Consider the following 24134-nt stretch of genomic DNA (forward strand, 5'->3'; position numbering starts at 1 on the left):
GAAAGCAACGGTCTCCTCAGCCACTTCCGCAGCGGTTTCCCAAGGGGCTTCCGCGCAACTGAGCATGCCGCCCGCGCCCGCCTTTGGCCAGCGGTCCATCGCGGACGTCCTCACCAGTGCAGCCGCAAGCCTCGGAGTGGAAGGTTTCACTAACACCCTGGGCCTTCCGCCGGCGTCTCGCGTCTGCGTGGTCCTGGCCGACGGCCTGGGCCGGAACCTGCTGAAACAGAAGTCCGCCCACACACCGTTCCTGCGCTCCGTTATGCAGTCCGGTCAGGGGGAAGTTCCGGTATGGCTGGACTCCACGTTCCCATCTACCACGGCCGCTGCCCTGGCCAGCTTCGGCACAGGTCTCCCGCCCGGCCAGCACGGAATGGTGGGCTACGACGTCCTGGACCCGGGCCAGGACAAGGTGGTCAACATGCTCGGCAACTGGGATGCCAAGGTGGACCCCGCCGAGTGGCAGCCGTTCCCTACCGTCCTCGAACGGGCCGCCGAATCAGTTAATGTGACCACCGTCAGCCTGCCGCAGTTCGGCGACTCGCCCATGACCCAGGCGGCCCTCCGCGGCGGGAATTTCGTCCCAGGAGTGACTGCCCACGCCCGCACGGCTGCCGCCGCTGAAGCCATGGACACCGCCGGAAAGTCCCTGATGTACTTCTACGTCAACGAACTGGATAAGGCAGGCCACCGGCACGGCTGCCAGTCTGAACAGTGGGAACACCAGCTCGAAGAACTCGACGCAACCGTCAAACGGCTGCACGCCTCGCTTCCGGCCGGGACCACAGTACTGCTCACGGCGGACCATGGGATGCTCGACGTCCCGGAACAACAGCGGATCGACTTCTCCGCGGACGCGTCGCTTGTTGATGGCGTGCGGCATACAGCGGGGGAGCCGCGGATGGTCCACCTGTACCTTGAGGATCCGGCGGATGCCGCAGGCCGGGAGCGCTTGTTGCGTGCGTGGCGTGCCCGTTTCGGCGATAGGATCTGGGCTTTTACCCGGGAGGATGCCGTCGCCGCCGGACTGTTCGGGACGCTGCGCCCCGCCGTCGGGCCCCGGATTGGCGACATCATGATTGCCGCGCGTGACGCCCTGGCGCTCTACGACACTCGCCGCGGGCGTCCCGCCGCCATGGAAGTGGTGGGCCAGCACGGCTCGCTGACCAAAGCGGAACGCGAAGTACCTTTGCTGTGCTTTGCGGCCGAAGGCAGGCCACGGCGACGCTGAGGCCTTAGTCCCGTTTGGTCCCGAAGACGATCTCGTCCCAGCTGGGAACCGTGGAGCGCTTCGGTTTCGCGGGCTGCCGTTCAGGCTGGTCCGCGTCATGCTCGTGGTACGGGCCGGATCCTGCGTCATCGGGGCCGGCCGTGTAGGCTGCCCGGCGTGGGCTTCCGCCGCCCAGCAGTTCGTCAAGGCCCACGTTCGGCGCAGGACGCCCCGACCCTGGTTCTGAGGGGGCCCCGTGTCCTGCGGCACGGGGCGGGGACGCCACGATGGTGATTTCCCTCGTATCGGTGCTGACGCCGTCGTGCAGTTTCAGGACGTCATCATCGTCAGAGTCCCGGTGCGGCGGGATGAGGCTGAGCCTGGACAGCATTGATGGCCGGGCGTCCCGCTTGCGGGTGAGAGGATCTGCTGCGGCAGCGGGCCCGGCTTCGTCTGGCACGCCGGACTCGGTGGGAGCCGCCTCCCGTGTTTGCGGCTCGCGGTATTTCTGGTCCCGGGATTCCGGTTCCGGGACCACCTCCGAAGGGCGCGGATGGGCGGCCGGCACACCGTGGGTCAGGAGCAGGGCCAGGGCGTCGTCGGCGTCTTCGTCGACTCCGAGGCGCTGGCCGCGGCGTGAACGGAGCATATCGAGGAGACCGTCGGATTCCCTGGCCGGCGTGACGGCTTGCGGACCGGTCGAATTGCGGGCGGCCGCAGCTGCAGCATCGGTTTCGAAGTCAAACGGCCGGTCCGAGACCGCAGTGAGGCGGCGGGCCGGGACGGGACCGTCCAGCGGCTCCAGCTCACTGAGTTGCTGAGCCCAACGGTTGGCGTTCTGCAGCGACTTGCGCACCGGACTGAACGTCCATTGCGCAGGCGGCTCCTCGCCGATGCCGGAGGTGCCGTCCGTTTTGGTTTCAAAACGGGCCACCACGGTCCAGTTGCCGTCCTGGCGACGCCAGGAATCCCATTCCACGGTGGAAGGCTCAACCCCGTGGGCTGAAAGCCGGTGGTTGACCATGTCCTGGAGGGACGCCGGGTTGTCGCCAAAAACGGAGCGGTAGGTATCGTGGCCGGGGGAGGGCGAGGCGACTTCCACCTTCCGCGCCTGCTGCGCTACATACTCCCGCTCGGCAAGGACAGGGCCCTCATACCGCTCGACTTTTGCGAGGGGCAGCCCGGAAAGCTCAGCTACGTCCGCAGCGGTGGCGCCGCTGCGGATCCGTGACTGGATGTCCCGAGGGGACATGGCAATGGGCGCGGTTGCGGAAGCGGTCTTCGCCGAAGACCGGCTGGCCGCCCGCAGTGCTTCATCGATCGGCAGCTGGAACATCTCGCCGCCGGCACCGCTCAACAGGAGATGCTCCCCGTCGTCGTGTACGCCTACAAGCCGTAGATCCTGCATACAAATCCTCCACCCTGGCATTACTATCAATCGAAACTCTGCCACTCACCGGCACCTATTTGGGTTAGGAGCGAGGGCGCGCCGCGATATTCCGGCACTTTCGGACACCCTCGCGGCCAGCGGCACGCGTTTCAGGGGTACTGGCCGTCCGGACCCGCGCAGAAGTCCGGATATTGGAACCCGCCCGGCGAAAGTTGTGCCCGCGCCGGGCACCTGGGCGCCACTATCCTCCGGGCTGCTATTTCCGCGAAAGCGCGGCTGTGAGTTCCTCGGGCCGCTTGGACGACGTCAGCCAATAGGGGGTCCGGTCTGACGGGTCAGTAATTTCGATCCGAACCACCGGGTCGATCCAGCCACGGATGCACAGGTAGGCGAGGCCATTGAGCCGGGTCCCCCGCTGGGCCGTGGCGTCCTTGCCGCGAAACGCAGCCACTTCGCCAACATAGCGGCGCTCGATCGTGGCACGACCTACCGTCAACCCGTCACTGGTGACAACGATGGCTGGGGTGGACAGCACCAGCAGGACAGCCATGATCGTGAACAGGACGCCGGCGGCCGTGTAGCCCGCAGCCATGCTGATCGGGGCGAAAACGAGGATCCCGGCGCCGGAGATTCCCGCCGCGATAACCCAGATCCAGACGTTCGGCCACAGCCTCTCCCGGAAAACAGCCGGGGTGCCGGCAGTGGGGGCGTCAGGGACGGGCGCGGTGGAGCTGGATTCGGGCATGCCACCAGCTTTCCACCTTTGGCTGGCTATTTCATCTTGGCCTCACCCTGCCTGGGCCTAGCGTCCCATCGAATCTAGGACGGAACTGCGGCTGGGCGTTAGAGTGAGTGACTGTGACTGACGAATTTGCCACTGTTGAAACCGTTCCTGACAATGAGCTGTCCGGCTCTGCGCCGGATACGGCCGCAGCCTACGGGGCCCCGACGCTGCAGGTGCAGCTGAAAATGCTCGACGTCGGGCTGGAGGCACCGTCGTATGCCCACCCGGGCGATGCGGGGGCGGACCTGCGGGCCCGCGAAGATCTGGTCCTGGCGCCCGGAGAGCGGAAGCTGGTGGCTACCGGTGTTTCCATCGCGTTGCCGGACGGCTTCGTTGCCCTGATCCACCCGCGCTCCGGGCTGGCCACGAAGCACGGGCTGACCATCGTTAACGCGCCGGGCACCGTGGATGCCGGTTATCGCGGGGAGATTTCGGTGACTCTCCTCAACACCGATTCCAGGAACGCCATCGAGCTCCGGCGCGGCGATAGAATTGCACAGATGGTGATCCAGCGGGTGGAATATGCCCAGTTTGTCCCCGTCAACGAATTGAGTGAATCGGTGCGGGGAGCCGGCGGATTCGGATCCACCGGCGGCTTCACCCCGCCAAACGCCTGACACCCGCCGACGGCGGCAACCAGCGGTGGTTGCCCGCGGCAGCTAAGACTTCCGACGGGACCTCCGGGCCGGCGAGTCACTTTCACAACTAAGGAGACAAACCCCATGGTTTTTGGGCTCGGCAGGAAATCCAAGAAGGACCAATCGGCCGACCCGGCTGAATCCCGGGCCTCAGGGGAATCGACGGATTCCGCTGACGTGGCTTCGGCGGTCGCCGGGCGTCGGGACGAAGGCCCCTTTGATGTTTCCGAGGTCTCCAGCCGTGACGGCTACGTTGATCTTGGTGCACTGCTGATCGCCCCGAGCGAGGGGCTCCAGCTCCGGCTCGAAGTTGAAGAAGCCACCCAGCGCGTGGTCGCGGTGACCATGGACCTGAACGGCTCCAGCCTTCAGCTGCAGGCGTTCGCTGCACCCAAGACCGAGGGACTGTGGGACGAAATCCGCGAACAGATCGGTCAGTCCGTGGGAAGCCAGGGTGGTCAGGTTGAAGAAGTCGAGGGTGGCTTCGGAACTGAACTGATCGCCAAACTGCCCGCCGGTACGCCGGACGGCAGCCAAGGCTACCGGGTGGCGCGTTTCATCGGCATCGACGGTCCTCGGTGGTTCCTGCGTGGCGTCCTGGGCGGCCCGGCAGCGATGGAGCGCGAGGCTGCGGCACCGCTTGAGTCACTGTTCCGCCAGATTGTGGTTATCCGGGGCGACAGCCCCATGCCGCCCCGGGACCTGCTGCAGCTGCGCCTGCCCAAGGACGCCAGCGCCACCCCGGCGCCTGGTGCCCCGGAATTCAATGCCCCCGAGTTCAAAGGCCCCGAACGTGGTCCGGAAACCACACAGATTGGCTGATTCCCGCCAAGACCGCCTGGAATCATCCCCGGACGCTGGAATGCCGGTCAGCCGACTGCCCGAACGGGGGAGGGTGGTGTGCCAGGGGCACATCGAATCGGTCACCTACATGCCCGCAGACCAGAACGCGGCCTTCACTGCCATCGTCTCGGACCCCGACATTCGCGAGACCGGTGCCAAGCGGGCCCAGGGAAAGGGCGGCCGCCTTCGCGTGGTCTGGCTGGGGCGGCGCAGAGTGCCGGGCATCGCCGCCGGAACGGAAGTACGCCTCGAGGGCATGCTGTCCCAAAGCCACGGCCTGCCCACCATGTTCAATCCACGCTATGAAATACTTTCCCGCCAGGAGAACGAATGACCTCGCCCCAGCAGCCCGAGCCGTCCGAACAGCCCGAGCCGTCCGCAGTGCAGGGTTTTGCGGAGGGCTATGCAGCCAAGGCCGGCCTGCACCGCACGCATGACGGCCGGATCGATGTCCTGAAGAGCGCCGGCGGAATCCAGGGCATCGCCGAGAGCATTGTGCCAGGCATGGTCTTCCTGATCGCCTTTACTATCAGCCGGGACCTGACGCCGTCGCTGGTGGCGGCGCTGGCCTCCGCCGCGGTCTTTACGGTGGTCCGCCTCGTCCAGCGGCGTCCGCTGACCCAGGCCCTCGCCGGCGTGGTGGGGGTGGGCATCTCGGCCTGGCTCGCCAACACCACGGGCAAGGCCGAGGATTTCTACCTCCCGGGCTTCTTCACCAACACCGCTTACATCCTCGCCATGGTGATTTCCATCGCGATCAAGTGGCCGGTGGCCGGCCTGCTGTTCGGGATCATCCGCACCGAAGGCCTGGACTGGCGCAAAGACCCCGCGCGGCTCAAGGCGTACCGCCTGGGCACGTGGATCATCGTGGCGGTCCTGGTACTTCGGCTGGTGGTCCAGGTTCCCCTGTACCTGATGGGCGCGGACGGACTGGCCGCCTTGGCCACGACCCGCCTGATCATGGGTGCGCCGCTCTATATCCTGGGCGTCTGGATCGCATGGCTGGTCACCCGGCCGGTACCGGCCGCCGCCGATGCGCGGACGTCGGATCAGCCGTCGAAGCCGTCGTCCTCCGACGCCTGAGTTCCGGCAGGCTGCACGCCTTCGGGCTCATGGGAGGCCGCCGCCGGCTCGTCTGCTGATTCGGTCGACAGCAGCGCACGCAAGTGGTCCTCTGCCGCGATGGTGGTGACAAAAAACAGTTCGTCCCCGCCATCAATGACGTCGTCACGGCTGGGAGTGATGGGCGCGTGGTCCCGGAGGATTGCCACCAGTGTGGCGTCCTCGGGCCACTGGATGTCGCCTACCGTCAAGCCAATGACGTGGGAATCGTGCGGGACCGTGAACTCCACCAGTGAAGCGACGCCGGTCTGCAGCGTCAGGAGCCGGACCAGGTCGCCGATCTCCACCGCTTCCTCCACAAGGGCCGTCATCAGCTGGGGGGTGTTGACGGCGACGTCGACGCCCCACGAGTCGTTGAACATCCAGTCGTTCTTGGGGTTGTTGACCCGGCCCACTGTGCGGCCCACCCCGAATTCGGTCTTGGCCAGGAGCGAGACCACAAGGTTCACCTTGTCATCGCCAGTGGCTGAAACAACGACGTCGGCATCCTCCACTTTCGCTCCCTGCAGGGTGCTGAGCTCGCAGGCGTCGCCCACCAGCCAGTGCGCGCCGCGCAGCCCGCTGCGCCCGATGACCTCAGGTTTGAGGTCGATCAGCAGGATTTCGTGCTTGTGGGCCAGCAGTTCCCGGGCGATCGAAGACCCGACGCTGCCGGCACCGACGATAACTACTTTCACTACAACTCCTTGGCAGGTGCTTTGGCCAGGATCTGGGCGACCTGGGAACTGCGGTCCACCGGCAGCATGGCATGGACGGTGTCGCCGTCCTGGTAGGAAGTCCCGGTTTCGGGAAGCATGCCCTCGCCGAACCTGGTGAGGTACGCCACCCGGATTTCGGCAGCCCTTTCGACCTCGCTGATCCGGTGGCCGATCCAGCCGGCGTCCAAGTCCACTTCGGCGAGGACCAGCCGGCCGGAAGGTTCGCGGAAATCGCCGGCGAGGTGCTGCTCGGGCAGGATGCGGCGCAATACCTGGTCTGCGCTCCAGCGGACGGCTGCAACGGTGGGGATGCCGAGCCGCTGGTAGATTTCGGCGCGGCCGGGGTCGTAGATCCTGGCCACAACGTGGGGGACATGGAACGTTTCGCGCGCCACGCGGGTGGCCAGGATATTGGAGTTATCGCCGCTGGAAACGGCGGCGAAGGCGTAAGCCTCGGCCACTCCGGCCTGCTGGAGCGTGTCCCGGTCGAAGCCCACCCCAGTGACTTTCCGGCCTGTAAAGCCCTGCCGAAGCCGGCGGAACGCGCGGTCGTCCTGGTCGATGATGGCGACGGAATGACCGGCGTCCTCCAGCGTATGCGCCAGAGTGGCCCCTACCCGGCCACATCCCATGATCACGAAATGCGCCACCGTATCTCCTCAACTTCCGTAGCCTGTTCCTGCTGCTAGAACTCTACCGGCACGGCGCTGGCTCCAGCCGCCCGGACGCCGTCATGACATGGGCGGGGAATCAGACTAGCTTTGTGGAGTGCTGACAATATTGAATGCCGTGAAACGGGTGCTGGTGGGCAGGCCCTTCAGGAATGACAGGCTCGCCCATACGCTGCTCCCCAAACGGATAGCACTCCCGGTCTTCGCCTCGGACGCGCTGTCGTCCGTGGCCTACGCGCCCGATGAAATCCTGCTCACCCTGGCCCTTGCCGGCGTCAGTGCAGTGGCCTTTTCGCCGTGGGTGGGCCTGGCCGTCATGGTTGTCCTCCTCACGGTGGTGGCGTCGTACCGGCAGAACGTCCACGCCTACCCTTCAGGCGGCGGAGACTACGAGATCGCCAACGAGAACCTGGGCAAGTTTTCCGGGCTGACTGTGGCCTCGGCGCTCCTGGTGGACTACGTCCTGACGGTGGCCGTCTCAATGTCCTCGGCGGCCACCTACCTCACCACGGCAGTGCCGTCCCTTCACGGGCAACAAGCCCTGTTCGCCACCATCGGCGTCGTGATCCTTGCCCTGGTCAACCTCCGCGGTATCAAGGAGGCCGGCAGTGTTTTTGCCGTCCCCACCTACATTTTTATGGCGACGATCCTCGGGATGACGGCGGTGGGCGTCTTCCAGGCCGCCACCGGCCAGCTGGGCGAAGCCCCGTCAGCGGCCTTCGAGATTGTGCCGGCCCCCGGATTCGACGAAGGGCTGGTGGGCCTGGCCGGAGCCTTCCTGCTGCTGCGGGCGTTCTCCTCCGGCGCTGCCGCCCTGACGGGGGTCGAGGCCATCAGCAACGGTGTACCCAACTTCAAGGCGCCCAAGAGTAAAAACGCGGCCACCACCTTGCTGCTGCTCGGCTCCATCGGCGCCGCGATGCTGGCGGGCATCATGTACCTCGCCAACGCCACCAAGGTCCACATTGTGCTGGACCCGGCCACGGAGTTCCTCCTGGACGGCCTGCCGCTGCCCGAAGGTTACATCCAGAGCCCGGCCATCAGCCAGATCGCGCAGACGGTCTTCGGGCCTGGCTCCATCCCCTTTTTCATTGTGGTGGCCGCCACAGGCGTGATCCTGGTGTTTGCCTCGAACACCGCCTTCAACGGGTTCCCGGTACTGGGCTCCATCCTTGCCCAGGACGGTTACCTGCCGCGCCAGCTGCGGACCAGAGGGGACCGCCTGGCGTTCAGCAACGGTGTCCTTGCCCTGGCCGCCGGAGCGCTGGTGCTGATCCTCGCGTTCAACGCCGACGTCACCAAACTGATCCAGCTCTACATCGTGGGCGTCTTTATCTCCTTCACCCTCAGCCAGCTGGGCATGATCCGGCACTGGGGGAGGCACCTTAAGCTCGCCAAGGACAAAACCGCCCGACGCCGAATGGTTAAGTCCCGCACCATCAACACCATTGGGTTCGGCATGACGGCCCTCGTGCTGGTGATCGTCCTGATCACCAAGTTCCAGCAAGGGGCGTGGATTGCGCTGCTGGCCATGCTGGTGCTGTTCCTCATCATGTGGAGCATCCGGGCGCACTATGACAACGTCGCCAAGGAGCTGGCCGTGGATGAGGACTCCTCGCCGCGGGCCCTGCCAACTAGGGTGCACGCTGTACTGTTGGTGTCCCATGTGCGCAAGCCTGTGCTGCGCGCCCTGGCTTACGCACGGGCCTCGCGGCCATCGCGCCTGGACGCCATCACGGTGGACATCAACGCTGAGGAGACCGCGCACACGGTTGCCGACTGGGAAAAGCTGGAGATCCCCGTGCCGCTGACCGTGCTTGCCAGCCCCTACCGCGAAACCATTACACCCATCATGGAATACGTAAAGAACATGCGCCGTGATTCCCCCCGCGACCTGATTGTGGTCTACATCCCCGAATACGTTGTCGGAAAATGGTGGGAACAGCTGGTTCACAACCAGACAGCATTGCGCATCAAAACCCGGCTGCACTTCGAACCTGGCGTGATGGTGGCCAGCGTTCCGTGGCAGCTCAAATCGTCCGAAGAAGCCAAAAACATGCAGGATATCCGATGAACCCCCAGACCCAGACCCCCTCCGCAGCTGCCACGGCAGCCCCCACCGAGCTGGTGCTCGACGTCGGTCCGGTGGCCCACGGCGGCCATTGCGTGGCCCGCCACGAGGGCAGGGTGATCTTTGTCCGGCACGGCATCCCCGGCGAAAAAGTACGCGCCCGCCTCACAGACGCGGGGGAGTCGGCCAAGTTCTGGCGCGCCGACGTTGTTGAGGTGCTGGAGGCCTCCCCGGACCGGGTGGAGCACTTCTGGCGACCGGCGGACTCCCTCCGCGCCTGGGCCCACGGGCATCCGCCGGTGGGCGGCGCCGAATTCGGCCACGTCTCACTGACCCGCCAGCGTGCGCTCAAGTCGGCGGTACTGGCCGAACAGCTTCAGCGGCTCGCCGCCGTCGAACGCCTGCCCGACGGGCTGGACCTCGGAAACGTAGTTGAAGCCGTGAACGCGGGCGGGGCCGATTCCAGCCAGGAGACGGCGCCAACGTCCGACGCCGGCATTGGCCTGGGGTGGCGGACGCGCGCCAGCTTCTCGGTGACCCCGGGCGGCAAACTTGGCATGCACGCGCACCGGTCCGACCACATCATTGCTGTCCGGGAGATGCCGCTCGCATCGGAGGGCATCAACCGGCTGCGCTTATGGGACCTCGACCTGACAGGCATCGAACGCGTGGAGGTGGCGGCACCGTCGAACGGTTCACGCCCCTTGGTGCTGCTGGCTCCTGCTCCCGGCACCAAGCCCAAACGGCTCAGCGCCATCGCGGCCCAGCTTCCGGATGACGTTTCGGTGGCCACTTTCGACCCCCTGACCGGGGAAGTTGCGCAGCTTCGGGGCCGGACCTGGGTCCAGGAGACCGCAGCCGGCCACGACTACCGGGTCACCGGCGCAGGTTTCTGGCAGATCCACCGCGACGCGCCCGGGACGCTTGTGGGGGCCGTCACAGAATTCCTCCATACCGGTGGATTCCTGGAACCGGGTTCCGTAGTGGCTGACCTCTACGCCGGCGCCGGGCTGTTCACGGCCCCGCTGGCTGACGCGGTGGGGGAGACCGGCTCCGTTCTCTCGGTCGAAGGTGCACCGGGAACCAGCCGGGACGCCCGGAAGAACCTTCACGGTGCGCCGCAGGTGGAGATCGAACACGGACGCGTGGAACGTGTCCTCCGCCAAAAGCCGCGGAATTTCGACGCTATCTTGCTGGATCCTCCCCGGGCCGGCGCCGGGAAGCCCGTGGTCAGCCAACTGGTCGCTGCCGGCCCCCGCGCTATCGCCTACGTATCCTGTGATCCGGCATCGTTTGCCCGGGACGTGGGGTACTTCCAGCAGGCAGGGTGGTCCCTGGCCGGCTTGCGGGCCTTCGATCTCTATCCGCACACCCACCACGTGGAGACGGTGGCGTTACTGACGCCGGGTCCGTGATGCTACTAGGATGGCGGTAGTAATCCCACGTCGCGCCCCGTATTCACGGCTGACCTCCTGCAGTTTTTGTGGCCAGCACTAATTAGGCCTGCCTAACTAGAAAGCGGTCTACCGCGCGACAAAGATGAAACTGTTGCGAGAGGAGTCCTGCGATGAGCACTGTGGACAGCTTCGGTTCAAAAGGCAAACTTAATGTAGCCGGAACCGAATACGAAATTTTCCGGTTGAACTCCGTTGAAGGTGCAGAAAACCTTCCGTTCAGCCTCAAGGTATTGCTTGAAAACCTGTTGAGGACCGAGGACGGCGCGAACATCACGGCCGATCACGTGCGAGCCTTGGCTGGCTGGGATCCTAATGCCCAGCCCGATACAGAAATCCAGTTCACGCCTGCCCGCGTGATCATGCAGGACTTCACCGGCGTCCCCTGCGTGGTGGACCTGGCGACAATGCGTGAAGCGGTCAAGGAACTCGGCGGCGACCCCAAGCGGGTCAACCCCCTCGCTCCGGCGGAAATGGTCATTGACCACTCCGTGCAGATCGACGTCTTCGGTAACTCCGGCGCGCTGGAGCGCAACATGGAGATCGAATACCAGCGCAACGGCGAGCGTTACCAGTTCCTGCGTTGGGGCCAGACCGCATTCGATGACTTCAAGGTTGTTCCCCCGGGAACCGGCATTGTGCACCAGGTCAACATCGAGTACCTGGCGCGCACCGTCATGACCCGCGAAATCGACGGCGTTCTCCGGGCGTACCCGGACACCTGCGTCGGCACCGACTCGCACACCACCATGGTCAACGGACTGGGTGTCCTGGGCTGGGGCGTTGGCGGCATCGAAGCCGAAGCGGCCATGCTGGGACAGCCTGTCTCGATGCTCATCCCGCGTGTTGTGGGCTTCAAGCTGACCGGGTCCATTCCGGCTGGCGCCACCGCCACGGACGTGGTGCTGACCATCACCGAGCAGCTGCGCAAGCACGGTGTTGTGGGCAAGTTCGTCGAATTCTACGGCGAAGGTGTCGCGGCCGTGCCGCTGGCCAACCGCGCCACCATCGGCAACATGAGCCCGGAATTCGGCTCCACCGCCGCAATGTTCCCCATCGATGACGTCACATTGGACTACCTGCGCCTCACCGGCCGCTCGGACGAAAATGTGGCGCTCGTGGAGTCCTACGCCAAGGAGCAGGGCCTCTGGCACGATGCTTCCCGCGAGATCAAGTTCTCCGAGTACCTCGAGCTGGACCTGTCCACGGTTGTTCCCTCCATCTCCGGCCCCAAGCGTCCCCAGGACCGCATTGAGCTGGCGGATGCCAAGGAACAGTTCCGCAAGGACATCCACAACTACGTCGCCATCGAAGACGGCAGCGTGGACGAGTCCCTGGACGAGTCCTTCCCCGCATCGGATGCCCCGTCGTTCACGCACCCCGACTCGCACACCACCGAGACCAGCCGTGTTGTGTCCGCAGCGAACGGCGCCCACGGGCGTCCGTCCAACCCGGTGCACATCAAGACTGAAGACGGCCGCGAGTTCGAGCTGGACCACGGAGCGGTATCCATCGCCTCGATCACGTCCTGCACCAACACGTCCAACCCTTCGGTGATGCTGGCCGCAGCCCTGCTGGCCCGCAACGCCGTCGACAAGGGCCTTACCTCGAAGCCGTGGGTCAAGACCTCCGTGGCCCCCGGGTCCAAGGTTGTCACCGACTACTACAACAAGTCTGGCCTGACCCCGTACCTTGAGAAGCTTGGCTTCTACATCGTGGGTTACGGCTGCGCCACCTGCATCGGTAACTCCGGACCGCTGGACGCCGAAATCTCCGAGGCCATCCAGGCCAACGACCTTTCCGTCACCGCGGTGCTTTCCGGTAACCGCAACTTCGAAGGCCGGATCAACCCGGACGTGAAGATGAACTACCTGGCGTCCCCGCCGCTGGTCATCGCGTACGCCCTGGCCGGTTCCATGGACTTCGACTTCGACACCGATTCCCTGGGCAAGGATGAAGCAGGCAACGACGTCTTCCTGAAGGACATCTGGCCCAACCCGGTTGAGGTCCAGCAGGTCATCGATTCCTCGATCGACAAGGACATGTTCGCCCGCGGCTATGAAGGCGTCTTTGACGGCGACGAGCGCTGGAAGGCGCTCGACACCCCGGCCGGCGATACCTTCGCCTGGGATCCGAACTCCACCTACGTCCGGAAGCCCCCGTACTTCGATGGCATCAAGGCGCAGCCGGAACCCGTCCAGGACATCTCCGGCGCACGCGTGCTGCTGAAGCTGGGCGATTCGGTCACCACCGACCACATCTCCCCGGCCGGTTCCTTCAAGTCGGACACGCCCGCCGGCCAGTACCTGCTGGCCAACGGCGTGGAGCGCAAGGACTTCAACTCCTATGGCTCACGCCGTGGCAACCACGAAGTCATGATCCGCGGCACCTTCGCGAACATCCGCATCAAGAACCAGATCCTGGACGGCGTCGAAGGTGGCTTCACCCGCGACTTCACCCAGGCTGACGGCCCGCAGGCATATGTCTACGACGCCGCGCAGAACTACCAGGCAGCCGGCACCCCGCTGGTGGTCCTGGCGGGCAAGGAATACGGTTCCGGATCCTCGCGTGACTGGGCAGCGAAGGGCACCGCTCTGCTGGGCGTCAAGGCCGTCGTCGCCGAGAGCTACGAGCGTATCCACCGCTCCAACCTGATCGGCATGGGCGTCCTTCCCCTGCAGTTCCCGGCTGGAGAATCCGCAGCCACCCTGGGCCTGACCGGCACGGAAACCTTCGCGGTTGAGGGCGTCATTGCCCTGAACGAAGGCACCACGCCTAAGACGCTCAAGGTCACCGCCACAGCAGAAGACGGCTCCGCAAAGTCCTTCGATGCAGTGCTCCGCATCGATACCCCGGGCGAAGCCGACTACTACCGCAACGGCGGCATCCTGCAGTACGTCCTGCGCCAGATCTCCGCCAACTAGCCGGAATCTGAACCCACGCAGCACTCCTTCGAAGCCCCGGCCGGTCACCGACCAGCCGGGGCTTCGGCTTTGCATTTCCGCGAGGCGCTAGAGTTAACAGGCACGTCTACCACCCGAAGGAGGGGTCATTGGGAATCTTGGACACCATCCGGAATCCGCAGGACCTGAACCAGCTGTCTCACGGGCAGCTCGAAGAGTTGGCCGCTGAGGTCAGGAGTTTCCTGATCACCAACGTCTCCCAGACAGGTGGGCACCTCGGGCCCAACCTCGGCGTTGTGGAACTGACCCTTGCAGTGCACCGCATCTTCGATTCGCCCCGGGACAGCATCGTGTTCGACACGGGCCACCAGTCCTACGTGCACAAGCTCCTCACCGGCCGCCAGGACTTCAGTACCCTGCGCCAGCAGGGCGGCATGTCCGGCTACCCGTCCCGCGCCGAGTCCGAGCATGACATTGTGGAAAGCTCCCACGCGTCCTCCTCCCTCTCCTGGGCGGACGGCATCTCCCGGGCACGGCAGCTAACCGGGGAGGGCGACCGCTACACCGTCGCGGTTGTGGGCGACGGCGCCCTGACCGGCGGCATGGCCTGGGAAGCCATCAACAACATTGCGGCAGACAAGCGCCGCCGCGTGGTGATCGTCGTCAACGACAACGGCCGCTCCTATGCCCCCACGGTGGGCGGCTTCGCGGACTACCTCGCCTCGTTGCGTCCCACGATCGACTCGTTCCGCGCAGCCCCTGCCTATGAGGGCACGCTGGACTGGTGGAAGAAGAAGCTCCAGAACGGCGGCCCCGTAGGCCAGTTCACTTACAAGAGCCTGCACGCCATGAAAAAGGGCATCAAGGACTGGTGGGCGCCGCAGGGCATGTTCGAAGACCTCGGCATGAAGTACATCGGCCCGGTTGACGGCCACAACCTGCAGGCCATGGAGCACGCTCTATCCACGGCCAGGAACTACGCCGGCCCGGTGATTGTCCACGCCATGACCGAAAAAGGGCATGGCTACGCCCCGGCCCGGGCCCATGAAGCGGACCAGTTCCACGCCGTCGGTATTATCGATCCGGAAACTGGCGAACCGACGGGAGTTTCCGGGGCACAGTCCTGGACGTCTGTTTTTGCCGACGAGATCGCGAAGATCGCAGACGAACGCCCCGACATTGTGGGCATCACCGGCGCCATGCTTATTCCCGTGGGCCTGCACAAGTTTGCGGCCAAGCACCCGAACCGGGTGATCGACGTCGGCATCGCCGAGCAGCATGCGCTGACGTCCGCCGCCGGCATGGCTTTCGGCGGGCTCCACCCCGTGGTGGCCGTGTATGCAACCTTCCTGAACCGCGCCTTTGACCAGCTCCTGATGGACGTGGCACTGCATAAAGCCGGTGTCACCATCGTCCTGGACCGTGCCGGTGTCACCGGCCCGGACGGGGCCAGCCATCATGGTATGTGGGACATGGCAATGGTTCAGATCGTGCCCGGACTTCACCTCGCCGCGCCCCGTGACGCCTCCAGGCTGCGGGAAGGGCTGCGCGAGGCCGTGGCCATCAACGACGCCCCCACCGTGGTTCGTTTCTCCAAGGGAACCGTGGGGGCCGAAGTGGAGGCCATCGAACGGCTGGGCGACGGTGTTGACGTGCTGGCGCGCCGGCCGGCCGGGTCCACCGAAAACGATGTCCTCATCGTCAGCGTCGGAGCCATGTCCGAACTGGCGCTCGACGTCTCCAACCGCCTGGGCGCCCAAGGCATCAGCACCACCGTGGTGGACCCGCGCTGGGTGCTGCCCGTACGGCGTTCCATAATTGCGCTGGCCTCCCACCACCGGCTGGTCATCTGCATCGAGGACGGTGTCAGGGCAGGCGGCGTCGGATCGCGCATCCGCCAGGAAATGCGGGCAGCCGGCGTTGACACCGCGCTGAACGAGGTTGGGCTCCCTGCGGAGTTCCTGGACCACGGCACGCGGAGCCAGGTGCTGGAGCGCGTCGGGCTGACGGCCCAGCAGATCACGCACGACGTCGTCGCCCAGGTTTTGGGCACAAAGGTCCCCTTCGCGCGCCCGCTGCCGGGCCAGGAGCACCCCACCACCGGCAGCCTGCCCATCCTGTGAGGGAAGAAGACGCACTGAAGTATCCGGCCGCCGTCGGGGATTCACACCCGGCGAGGCACACCAGCACCACCCGCGTCCCCGCGGGACTGCAGCCGGGCCAGCTGGTGGTGGCCCGGAACCGGAAATGGAACGGAAAAGCCCACTGGGTGGTCCCGGGGCGGTACCTTGGCGAAGACCGGCACGGCTGGTGGATCTTCCAGGGAACCAACGAATTCTGTTCGCGCCCGGGTGCTGCCTTCTACACAGCGTCCGACGCCGTGCTCCTGGTACCGCGGTCCGGAGACTGGGTTGCCACATTCTATGACGACGCCCATCCCAGCGGGGTCAGGGTCTACGTTGACCTCGCCGTCGCCCACGAGTGGACGGACATCCGGCCCGCGGTCACCGAGTTCCACGTGATCGACATGGACTTGGACGTGATCCGCATGGCCGGCCGGGGCGTCTTTATCGATGACCAGGACGAGTTCGCCGAGCACCGCATCGCCATGAATTACCCGGACCGGCTGGTGGATGACATCCAGGCCGCCGCGGATGAGCTATATCAGGCCGTCAAGGCACAGCACGCACCATTCGACGGAACAGACGTTGAATGGTTCACGAAGGGACGGTCATGAGCGGAATCATCAGGGTCTACAAACGGGACGACGAAGGAACACTGCACTTCCGTGAAGGCTGGTTCGACGAGGACTACAGCCAGTTTGTGATGAACTACGGCGTGGTTGGGCACCAGAGCAAAACCGAAGAGACCGATGTGGCTGATGCCGCGGCGGTGGAGGGCCTCATGGATGCCTTTGCCGTGCAGTGTGCGGAGGACGGCTTCGCCGAAATCCCCGACGAGGACCAGTTCTGGGTGGTGGCTCAGTTCGCCCTGAAAACCAAGGAGGGTACCGACCGTGACCGCTACCTTGAGGAAAAGGCGAAAGACGCCCTCATCAGCCACCTGGCCTGGCGCGGCCTGGGAACCGTGGAACGCTCAGAGTTCAGCGATTACAAGCTGAACATCTTCTGCCTCTGCCCCGATGTTAACAAGGCCGTCAGCGCCATCAAGGTCTGCAGCCGCGGCGAAGACCTCGACTTTACCAAGCTGAGCATCGGGGCAGCCTCGTATGGCGAACCGGACAACTTCAAACTCAAGCACTCCGCGAAGCCTGCCAACACCTTTAGCCTCTAGAGGGGGAAAACATGCCTGACTACCGACGCCTGGGAAACTCCGGGCTGACCGTCTCCGTGGTGGGACTCGGTTGCAACAACCTGGGCCGCGCCAATACGGTGACCGAATCGCAGGCGGGGACTGACGCCGTCGTCCATGCCGCGCTTGACGCCGGCGTGACGCTTTTCGACGTCGCCGACAACTACGGGCGCGAGCCCGGACTCAGCGAGACGATGCTGGGCAAGGCACTGGCAGGCAAGCGGGATGATGTTCTGGTGGCCACCAAGTTCGGCATGGACGTCCGGGGTGCCAACGGGAACGACTTTGGGGCCCGGGGGTCCCGGCGCTACATCGTCCGGGCGGTGGAGGCCTCGCTGCGGCGGCTGGGCACGGACTGGATCGACCTTTACCAGTTCCACACCCCCGACCCACTGACTCCCATCGAGGAGACGCTGAGCGCCCTGGATGCCCTGGTCACCGGCGGCAAGGTCCGCTACATCGGCCACTCCAACCGCGCCGGCTGGCAGATTGCCGAGGCCGAATTTGTGGCCAGGGCCGCCGGCGGCACGCGGTTCATCTCCACCCAGAACCACTACAACCTCCTGGACCGTCGAGCCGAGCAGGAGGTCACGCCCGCGGCAGAAGCGTACGGCCTGGGTGTCCTGCCGTACTTCCCGCTGGCCAACGGCCTGCTGACGGGCAAATATTCGCCGGGCTCGGCTCCGGCTGGCTCGAGGTTGAGCCATACACGCACCAACATGGTGCACGACGCCGACTGGGACCAGCTCCAGCGTTTCAGTTCCTTCGCTGCAGTTCGCGACCTGACCGAGGTCCAGGTGGCCTTCTCCTGGCTCGCGGCCCAGCCTGCCGTCAGCAGCGTGATCGCCGGAGCCACCAGGCCGGAGCAGATTCGCGAAAATGCGGCCGCTGTCGCCTGGGTGCCGTCACCGGCGGAGCTCGCGGAACTGGATGCGATCTTCCCGAAGGTCCCCCAGGTCGCTCTCTTCTAGGAAACCCCGCCGATGACCAGGCTGCTGCTGGACGTGGATACCGGGATCGACGACGCCCTGGCGCTGGCCTATCTGGCGTCCTTGCCGGACGTGGAGTTCGTGGCCGTGACGGCGTCCCCGGGAAACGTGGATGCCCACCAGGTGGCGAGAAACACCATCGCGCTGCTGGAGCTGTGCGACAGGCCCAACGTGGAGGTCGCCGTCGGCGCCCTGAACCCACTGGGTATCCCGCTGGTGACAACGCCGGAAACCCACGGCCCGCAGGGGCTGGGACACGCAGTCCTGCCCCCGCCGGCGGGCACGGTGTCTCCACGGCACGCCGCCGACGTCTGGGTAGAGGCCGCCCGCGCCCATCCGGGAGAGCTGACAGCCCTGATCACCGCGCCGCTGACCAATTTCGCCCTCGCCATCCGGCGCGAACCCCGGCTGCCCGAACTGCTGGGACGTGTGGTGATCATGGGAGGAAGCTTCTACCACCAGGGAAACACCACACCCACGGCAGAGTGGAACACGCACGTTGATCCGCATGCGGCCAAGGAAGTCTATGCCGCCTACCGGGGCCTGCCGGCAGACCGGCTGCCCATCGTCTGCTCCCTGGACACCACGGAGCGGATGGAGATGCGCCCGGAGCATGTACGGCGGCTGGCCGCGGCGGCAGGCTGCGCCGTGGAGGAACTTGTGCTGCCGGAACAGGCCGAAGGGCTCAGGAGTACGTCCGAGAACACCCTGGTGCGGCACCTGTCCGATGCGCTGCGCTTCTACTTCGAATTCCACCGGAACTATGACCAAGGCTACCTGGCGCACGTCCACGACTATTTCGCCGCCGGCGTGGCAGCCGGCACCTTGGAATACAGCACCCGGCCTGCCACGGTGGACGTGGAGGTTGAGTCGGCCATGCTGATGGGGACCACCGTGGCGGACTACCGGAACCTGTGGAACCGGCCGCACAATGCCCGGATCGTCTCCGACAACAACCCCGCGCAGGCTTTCGACGAACTGGTGGGTTCCCTCGGGCGCCTTGCCCGCAGGGTCGGCTGAAGACCAGCCCTACAATGGCGCGTCTTCGGGCACCTCAACGTCCAAGGCAAGCAGGGCGTTCTCCACCACTTCCGTCAGGGCCGGGTGGATCCAGTACGGGCCACGTGCGAGCTGGTGGACAGATACGTCAGTGGCCATCGCCTGGACCAGCGGCTGGATCAGGAGCGAGGCCTCGTGGCCCATGATGTGCGCGCCGAGCAGCCGGCCGGTGGAACGTTCCGCCACCAGCTTGACCACACCTTCTTCGTCCTCCATGGCCCAGCCGTACGCGGTGGAGCCGTAATCCTGGACTGCGGTGACAATGTCCGACCCTGCTGCGGCCTGCTCCCGGGCATCATCCTCAGTCAGGCCCACGGAGGCCACCTGCGGATTGCTGAACACGGCAAACGGCACCGCGGTGTAGTCGATGGTCCGGAGCTGGTCCGGGTGTTCCAGGTTGTGCGCCACTACCCGGGCCTCCCGGTTGGCGACATGCTTGAGCTGGTAGCTGTTGGCGATGTCGCCCAAAGCATAAACACCGTCAACGGGTGTGCCGCCGGCGAGGACCCTAAGGCTCGCGTCCACGGACAGTGTATGGTCCTCGTCCACGTCAAAGCCGGCGGCGTCCACACCCAGCCGGTCCGTATTCGGCACCCGCCCGGTGGCCATCAGGACGATGTCCGCTGCGACCCGCAGCCATTTGCCGTCGTTGTCCGCAAAAAATGCGGTGACGCTGCCGTCGCCGTTGTCCTCCACCGCCTGGAGCGAGTAGCCAAGCTTGAGCTTCCAGCGGCCGGCCGCGGCCGCGGCGAAGCGTTCGGCGATCTCGGCGTCGTTCCCGCGCAGCAGCCGCTGCGAACGGTTCACCTGGGTCACCTCGGCCCCGAAACCGTGGAATACGGCAGCGAACTCGGCGGCGATGTACCCGCCGCCAACCACCACCACCCGTTCGGGCGGACCATCGATGCGCATCACGGTGTCCGAGGTGTGCACTTGTGGAAGGCCAATGCCGGGCACATCGGGGAGCACAGCCCGGGAGCCCGCGGCCACCACTACCCGGTCCGCGGTGAGCTCCACGCCGGAATCAGTGCTGAGCGTCCGGGGACCGGTGAACCGGATGTGCTCCTGGTACAGGTCCACATGGGCGAGTTCATCGGCCCGGTACCGCCGGCCGGACTCGGAAATCGCGTCGATCCGGCCAAAGATCCTGTCCTGCAGTTCATTCCAGTGGACCTTGTCCAGGCTCAGGTCCACACCCAGACGGGCGGCTTCCCTGGGCGCGGCGGCCAGGGAGGCCGGGTAGACAAACATCTTCGTGGGGATGCAGCCGACGTTCAGGCAGGTCCCGCCGAACACGCCGCCGTCGATCATGGCCACCTTCCTGTCGTCCCAGAACGGGGTGATCAGCGAATTGCCGGATCCGGATCCGATGATGGCCAGGTCGTAGTGGGGCATTTGTGCCTTTCGGAAGGTCAGCAGGGCGGGCAGCGGCTTGCGCGCCCACTCCACATCGTACGGCCGGGTTACGGCGCGGTGGCTCCTTGCAGTTGGTCTTCCCCATAGTCCAATCCGGTGGGACGATGCCCTATGTGCGACAAACACGAAGAAGACCTGCGGGACGGGAGGCCGCATCAGCGCGCGCATGCAGCAGCGCCAACCACCCAGCTGATGCGAACTGTCGAGCTGCGGCGGCGGGCAGCGGAGGAATAGCAGGAACACCACCTCTAGGAAGCACGCCACAAAGGTGACCACGACACCACCCGCCGGGAAGAGGCGACGGGAGACGGACGGTAGACTGATGCCGGACCCGGGCCGGCGCAGACGCCCCCGGCTGCCGCCGAGGTGACATAGGCGGCGTTCCGCACCGCCCGGGCCATCCGGGCGCCACAGCCCGCATCCCCAGAAGGAACGCCATGTCATCGCTCACGCTGCCGCCGCAAACGCCGGCCACCGCCCGCAACCGCCGACTGCTGGAAATCCTCGGAGCGGTGGCCATAGCCGGCACGTACATCTACCTGGTCCTGAACCAGCCCGCGGACATCACCGGTGGCCCGGGCAGCGCCTCGGCTCTGATCGCCCTGTCCGGCTTCCTCGTGGGCGCCGTGCTGCTGATCATCGGCGTCCTGCCCACGCTGCCCGTCTCCACGCTGGTGCTGATCCCGGTGGCCCTGGTGTTGAACATTGTCCTGGGACAGTTCGTAGGCAGCACGTTGGTGCCGTTCTACCTCGACGCCATCGGCACCGTCCTGATCGCCGTTCTCGCCGGTCCCGCCGCCGGGGCCGCCACCGGTGCCCTCAGCAGCATTATCTGGTCCTTTTTCAACCCGACCGTCCTGCCCTTCGCCGCCGGTGCGGCCCTGATCGGCTGCCTGGCCGGCCTCGCCGCACGCTATGGCCTGTTCCGGCGCTTCTATTTGGCCCCGGTGGCGGGATTCCTGACCGGTATCGTCGGCGGTGTGGTCTCCGCTCCCGTTGCCGCTTTCGTCTTCGGCGGCACCTCCGGCCTCGCCACCGGCGCCATTGTCAGCGCCTTCCGCTCCATGGGGGACAGCCTGCTCGCCGCCATCACCAAGCAGGCCCTGATCTCGGACCCCATGGACAAGGCCATCGTCTTTACCCTCGTCGCCGTCCTGGTCTACGCCCTCCCTCGCCGCACGCGCCTGCAATTCCCTTTTGTCCGGCAGTACCGCGTGCTGGCCGGCACAGACTCCAACCACCCCGGCAACCAGCCCACCGGCCACTCAACCGGCCAGGACGACTGACGCACCCCTGATGCGCCTTCACCCCCTGACGTCGCTGGCGGCTGCCGGCAGCACGGCAGTGATAACGACGGCGGCTGCCAGCTGGCCGATGTCCCTCACCGTGATCGCAGCGGCCGTGGGCCTGTCGGTCGCCGGGGGAGCGGCGCGCCGGATGCTGCCGGCCGCGGCGGTCATTCTGGTTCCGTTGGTACTGTCGCTGTTGGCCCTGCACGGACTGTTCTTTCCTGAGGGCACCACCGTGCTGGCGCAGTGGGGACCGGCGCGTGTCACAGCACAAGGCCTCCAGTTTGCGCTCGAGCGGGCGGCGCAGCTTTCCGCGGCCGTGCTTGTGCTGCTGCTGTGTTCCTTCACCGTCAGCGTTCCGGACCTGGTGGCCGCCCTGTCCACCCGCGGTGTCAACGCGCGGTTCGCGTTTGTGCTTGCCTCCACGTTGACGCTGCTGCCGGCCATCAGTTCACGGCTGGGGCGGATCAGGCAGGCCCAGGAAGCGCGTGGCCTGGTGATCAGGCCTGGAATTCCCGGGCGGGCTGCCGCGTTCCGGTGGCAGGCGGTTCCCCTGCTGCTGTCCCTCGTGGAGGAAGCAGGCACCCGCGCTGCGGCCCTGCAGGCCCGCGGTTTCGGTAGTGCCGGTCCAATCACCAGTTACCGTCAGGTGCTGGATTCTCCGGTCCAGCGGTGGGCGCGCGTGGTTCTGCTGCTCGCGGCGCTGGCGGCCGTCGCCGCCCGCCTCTGGCAGCCGACGGCGGGTGCTTAGCAATGGTGCAGACCCCACCGCCGGCCTTGGCTGCCGGCATCGAAAAATTCGTCTTCCCCGGCGAAACGGAACCCGTCCTGGCGGGCATAAGCCTGACCTTGGCCCCAGGATCGCTGACAGCGGTCCTGGGCGGTTCCGGCAGCGGCAAATCAACATTGGGACGCGTCCTCGCCGGCTGGTTGCTGCCCGGCGACTGCGGGACACTCACGGGTTTTTTTGAGCTCGCCGGCACGTCCGTCACGTTCACCGGAACAGCTGCCGATCCGCAGATCGATCCCGGCCGCTGGGGCCGCCAGGTGGGCCTTGTGCCGCAGGATCCGGCCGGCGCTTTGTCCACGGTCCGGGTCACGGTGGCCGAGGAGCTGGCCTTCGGCCTGGAAAACGCGGGGGTTGACCGTGCGAGTATGGCCGGCGCCGTCCGGGACACAGCAGCCCTGACCGGCCTGGCCCATCTGCTGGACCGGGATCCCGCCACGCTTTCCGGCGGTCAGCTCCGCCGCCTGGCCATCGGCTGCGCGGTTATTCAGCGCCCCGCAGTTCTCGTGATGGACGAACCCTTCGCCTCCCTCGACACGGACGGAGCCGAAGTCCTCGCTGCCCTGGTGCGGAACCTGGTACGAGACGGCACCGCCGTCGTGATCATGAGCCAGCGTGCCGAGGCCTTCCTGCACAACGCCGATACGTGGCTGGTCCTCGCCGGAGGTACCGTAGCTGCGACTGGCACGCCGGCAGAACTTGTGGCTGCCGGGGCTCTGGAAATGGCTGGCGTGGTCCGGCCCCGCCCGATTACAGCTCCCCGGCCGCTGAAAGGATCCGAGTATCAATCCGCTGTCGACAGTCCGCCGGCCCTGGAACTGCGTGACGTCTCGTTCACGTACCGGCGGACTCGGCGCCGAGGCTGGTTCAAGACACAGCCGGGCCCGCCGGTTGACCCTGTCCTGCACGGACTCAGCCTGACCCTCAACGCGGGCGAGATCCTGGCCGTGGCGGGTCCCAACGGCTCCGGAAAGTCCACGCTGCTGAGGCACCTCAATGGCTTGCTCCAACCAACCGCGGGCAGCGTGCTGGTCCATGGGCGGAACATCGGCGGGCACCCGGCGGGACAGGTGGCCCGCGACGTTGGGCTCCTCTTCCAGCAGCCCCGGGACCAGCTGTTTGAGCGGACCGTGGATCGGGAAGTACGCTTCGGACTCGAACGCGACGGGCTCGCGGCGGACCAGGCGGTGCAGCGCGCCCTTGCCGCCGTTGGCCTGGATCACCTTGCCGGGCGGCACCCGGCGGAACTGCCGGCGTCCCAGCAGCGCCTGCTGGCCCTGGCGACGGTACTGGCCCGGGGTCCCTCAGTGCTTGCACTGGACGAGCCAACCGTTTCCCTGGATGGCCCCGGGCTGGACCGGCTGGACCGGGTGGTGCGCAGCACGACGGCGGATGGCACCGCCGTCGTGCTGGTCACCCACGACCTGGACTACGCCCGGTCCATCGCGCACCGGCTGGTGTGCCTCGAGGCCGGCCGCCTGCGGAGTCTTTGAGGGCC

General features: G+C 66.0%; 21 protein-coding genes. 16 read left to right on the forward strand and 5 right to left on the reverse strand.

Going from position 1 to position 24134, the window contains the following annotated elements:
• Positions 1-64 precede the first annotated feature (64 nt).
• The gene (locus FYJ92_RS07450; protein WP_255482342.1) at positions 65-1231 is read left to right on the forward strand and encodes an alkaline phosphatase family protein; all 1167 of its coding nucleotides are present in this window, start codon (positions 65-67) and stop codon (positions 1229-1231) included.
• 4 nt (positions 1232-1235) lie between these two features.
• Here the strand turns inward: FYJ92_RS07450 and sepH are convergent, their stop codons facing one another.
• Positions 1236-2618, reverse strand: a complete 1383-nt coding sequence (gene sepH, locus FYJ92_RS07455; protein WP_185263276.1) for a septation protein SepH — start codon at positions 2616-2618, stop codon at positions 1236-1238.
• Between the two features lie 238 nt (positions 2619-2856).
• Positions 2857-3345, reverse strand: a complete 489-nt coding sequence (locus FYJ92_RS07460; RefSeq protein WP_185263277.1) for a DUF3093 domain-containing protein — start codon at positions 3343-3345, stop codon at positions 2857-2859.
• A 113-nt stretch (positions 3346-3458) separates the two neighbouring features.
• Between FYJ92_RS07460 and dut the strand changes: the two genes are divergently transcribed.
• The 4 genes from dut (at position 3459) to FYJ92_RS07480 (ending at position 5948) form a co-directional block, all read left to right on the forward strand.
• The gene (dut, locus tag FYJ92_RS07465; protein WP_185263278.1) at positions 3459-4001 is read left to right on the forward strand and encodes a dUTP diphosphatase; all 543 of its coding nucleotides are present in this window, start codon (positions 3459-3461) and stop codon (positions 3999-4001) included.
• 105 nt (positions 4002-4106) lie between these two features.
• A complete protein-coding gene (locus FYJ92_RS07470) occupies positions 4107-4844 on the forward strand; it encodes a DUF3710 domain-containing protein (RefSeq protein WP_185263279.1) in 738 nt (245 codons plus the stop codon).
• Between the two features lie 40 nt (positions 4845-4884).
• Positions 4885-5199 (forward strand): OB-fold nucleic acid binding domain-containing protein, encoded by a 315-nt coding sequence (locus FYJ92_RS07475; protein WP_185263280.1) that lies wholly within the window; start codon positions 4885-4887, stop codon positions 5197-5199.
• On the forward strand, positions 5196-5948 hold the full coding sequence (locus FYJ92_RS07480; protein ID WP_185263281.1) for a DUF3159 domain-containing protein: 753 nt from the start codon (positions 5196-5198) through the stop codon (positions 5946-5948). Before FYJ92_RS07475 ends, FYJ92_RS07480 begins: the two co-directional genes overlap by 4 nt.
• Here the strand turns inward: FYJ92_RS07480 and FYJ92_RS07485 are convergent.
• Positions 5915-6664, reverse strand: coding sequence for a TrkA family potassium uptake protein (locus tag FYJ92_RS07485; RefSeq protein WP_185263282.1), 750 nt, complete (start codon positions 6662-6664; stop codon positions 5915-5917). The genes FYJ92_RS07480 and FYJ92_RS07485 overlap by 34 nt on opposite strands.
• On the reverse strand, positions 6664-7335 hold the full coding sequence (locus tag FYJ92_RS07490) for a TrkA family potassium uptake protein (RefSeq protein WP_185263283.1): 672 nt from the start codon (positions 7333-7335) through the stop codon (positions 6664-6666). The genes FYJ92_RS07485 and FYJ92_RS07490 overlap by 1 nt, the downstream gene beginning before the upstream one ends.
• 118 nt (positions 7336-7453) lie before the next feature.
• Between FYJ92_RS07490 and FYJ92_RS07495 the strand changes: the two genes are divergently transcribed.
• The 8 genes from FYJ92_RS07495 (at position 7454) to FYJ92_RS07530 (ending at position 19105) form a co-directional block, all read left to right on the forward strand.
• Complete coding sequence (locus tag FYJ92_RS07495) at positions 7454-9430, forward strand: APC family permease (protein ID WP_185263284.1); 1977 nt, start codon at positions 7454-7456, stop codon at positions 9428-9430.
• The gene (locus FYJ92_RS07500; protein ID WP_185263285.1) at positions 9427-10842 is read left to right on the forward strand and encodes a class I SAM-dependent RNA methyltransferase; all 1416 of its coding nucleotides are present in this window, start codon (positions 9427-9429) and stop codon (positions 10840-10842) included. The genes FYJ92_RS07495 and FYJ92_RS07500 overlap by 4 nt, the downstream gene beginning before the upstream one ends.
• 152 nt (positions 10843-10994) lie before the next feature.
• On the forward strand, positions 10995-13805 hold the full coding sequence (gene acnA / locus FYJ92_RS07505; protein ID WP_185263286.1) for an aconitate hydratase AcnA: 2811 nt from the start codon (positions 10995-10997) through the stop codon (positions 13803-13805).
• 128 nt (positions 13806-13933) lie between these two features.
• The gene (gene dxs, locus FYJ92_RS07510; RefSeq protein WP_185263287.1) at positions 13934-15907 is read left to right on the forward strand and encodes a 1-deoxy-D-xylulose-5-phosphate synthase; all 1974 of its coding nucleotides are present in this window, start codon (positions 13934-13936) and stop codon (positions 15905-15907) included.
• Positions 15904-16521, forward strand: coding sequence for a DUF402 domain-containing protein (locus FYJ92_RS07515; RefSeq protein WP_185263288.1), 618 nt, complete (start codon positions 15904-15906; stop codon positions 16519-16521). Before dxs ends, FYJ92_RS07515 begins: the two co-directional genes overlap by 4 nt.
• The gene (locus FYJ92_RS07520; protein WP_185263289.1) at positions 16518-17078 is read left to right on the forward strand and encodes a hypothetical protein; all 561 of its coding nucleotides are present in this window, start codon (positions 16518-16520) and stop codon (positions 17076-17078) included. The genes FYJ92_RS07515 and FYJ92_RS07520 overlap by 4 nt, the downstream gene beginning before the upstream one ends.
• Positions 17079-17089: 11 nt before the next feature.
• Entirely contained in the window at positions 17090-18067 is a 978-nt protein-coding gene (locus FYJ92_RS07525; protein ID WP_185263290.1) for an aldo/keto reductase, read from the forward strand.
• A gap of 12 nt (positions 18068-18079) precedes the next feature.
• Positions 18080-19105 carry a nucleoside hydrolase gene (locus FYJ92_RS07530; protein WP_185263291.1) on the forward strand — a complete coding sequence of 342 codons (1026 nt, stop codon included), beginning with the start codon at positions 18080-18082 and terminating at the stop codon, positions 19103-19105.
• A gap of 9 nt (positions 19106-19114) precedes the next feature.
• On the opposite strand, the gene FYJ92_RS07535 is transcribed toward FYJ92_RS07530, so the two are convergent.
• Positions 19115-20539, reverse strand: coding sequence for a mycothione reductase (locus FYJ92_RS07535; protein WP_185263292.1), 1425 nt, complete (start codon positions 20537-20539; stop codon positions 19115-19117).
• A gap of 458 nt (positions 20540-20997) precedes the next feature.
• On the opposite strand from FYJ92_RS07535, the gene FYJ92_RS07540 reads away from it, so the two are divergent.
• The 3 genes from FYJ92_RS07540 to FYJ92_RS07550 are packed head-to-tail and all read left to right on the forward strand — an operon-like array spanning position 20998 to position 24129.
• Positions 20998-21846, forward strand: coding sequence for an ECF transporter S component (locus tag FYJ92_RS07540; RefSeq protein WP_185263293.1), 849 nt, complete (start codon positions 20998-21000; stop codon positions 21844-21846).
• A gap of 10 nt (positions 21847-21856) precedes the next feature.
• Entirely contained in the window at positions 21857-22600 is a 744-nt protein-coding gene (locus FYJ92_RS07545; protein WP_185263294.1) for an energy-coupling factor transporter transmembrane component T, read from the forward strand.
• A gap of 2 nt (positions 22601-22602) precedes the next feature.
• On the forward strand, positions 22603-24129 hold the full coding sequence (locus FYJ92_RS07550; protein WP_185263295.1) for an ABC transporter ATP-binding protein: 1527 nt from the start codon (positions 22603-22605) through the stop codon (positions 24127-24129).
• The last annotated feature ends 5 nt before the right edge of the window (positions 24130-24134 follow it).

Source organism: Pseudarthrobacter sp. NBSH8, from assembly GCF_014217545.1.
Classification (GTDB): domain Bacteria; phylum Actinomycetota; class Actinomycetes; order Actinomycetales; family Micrococcaceae; genus Arthrobacter.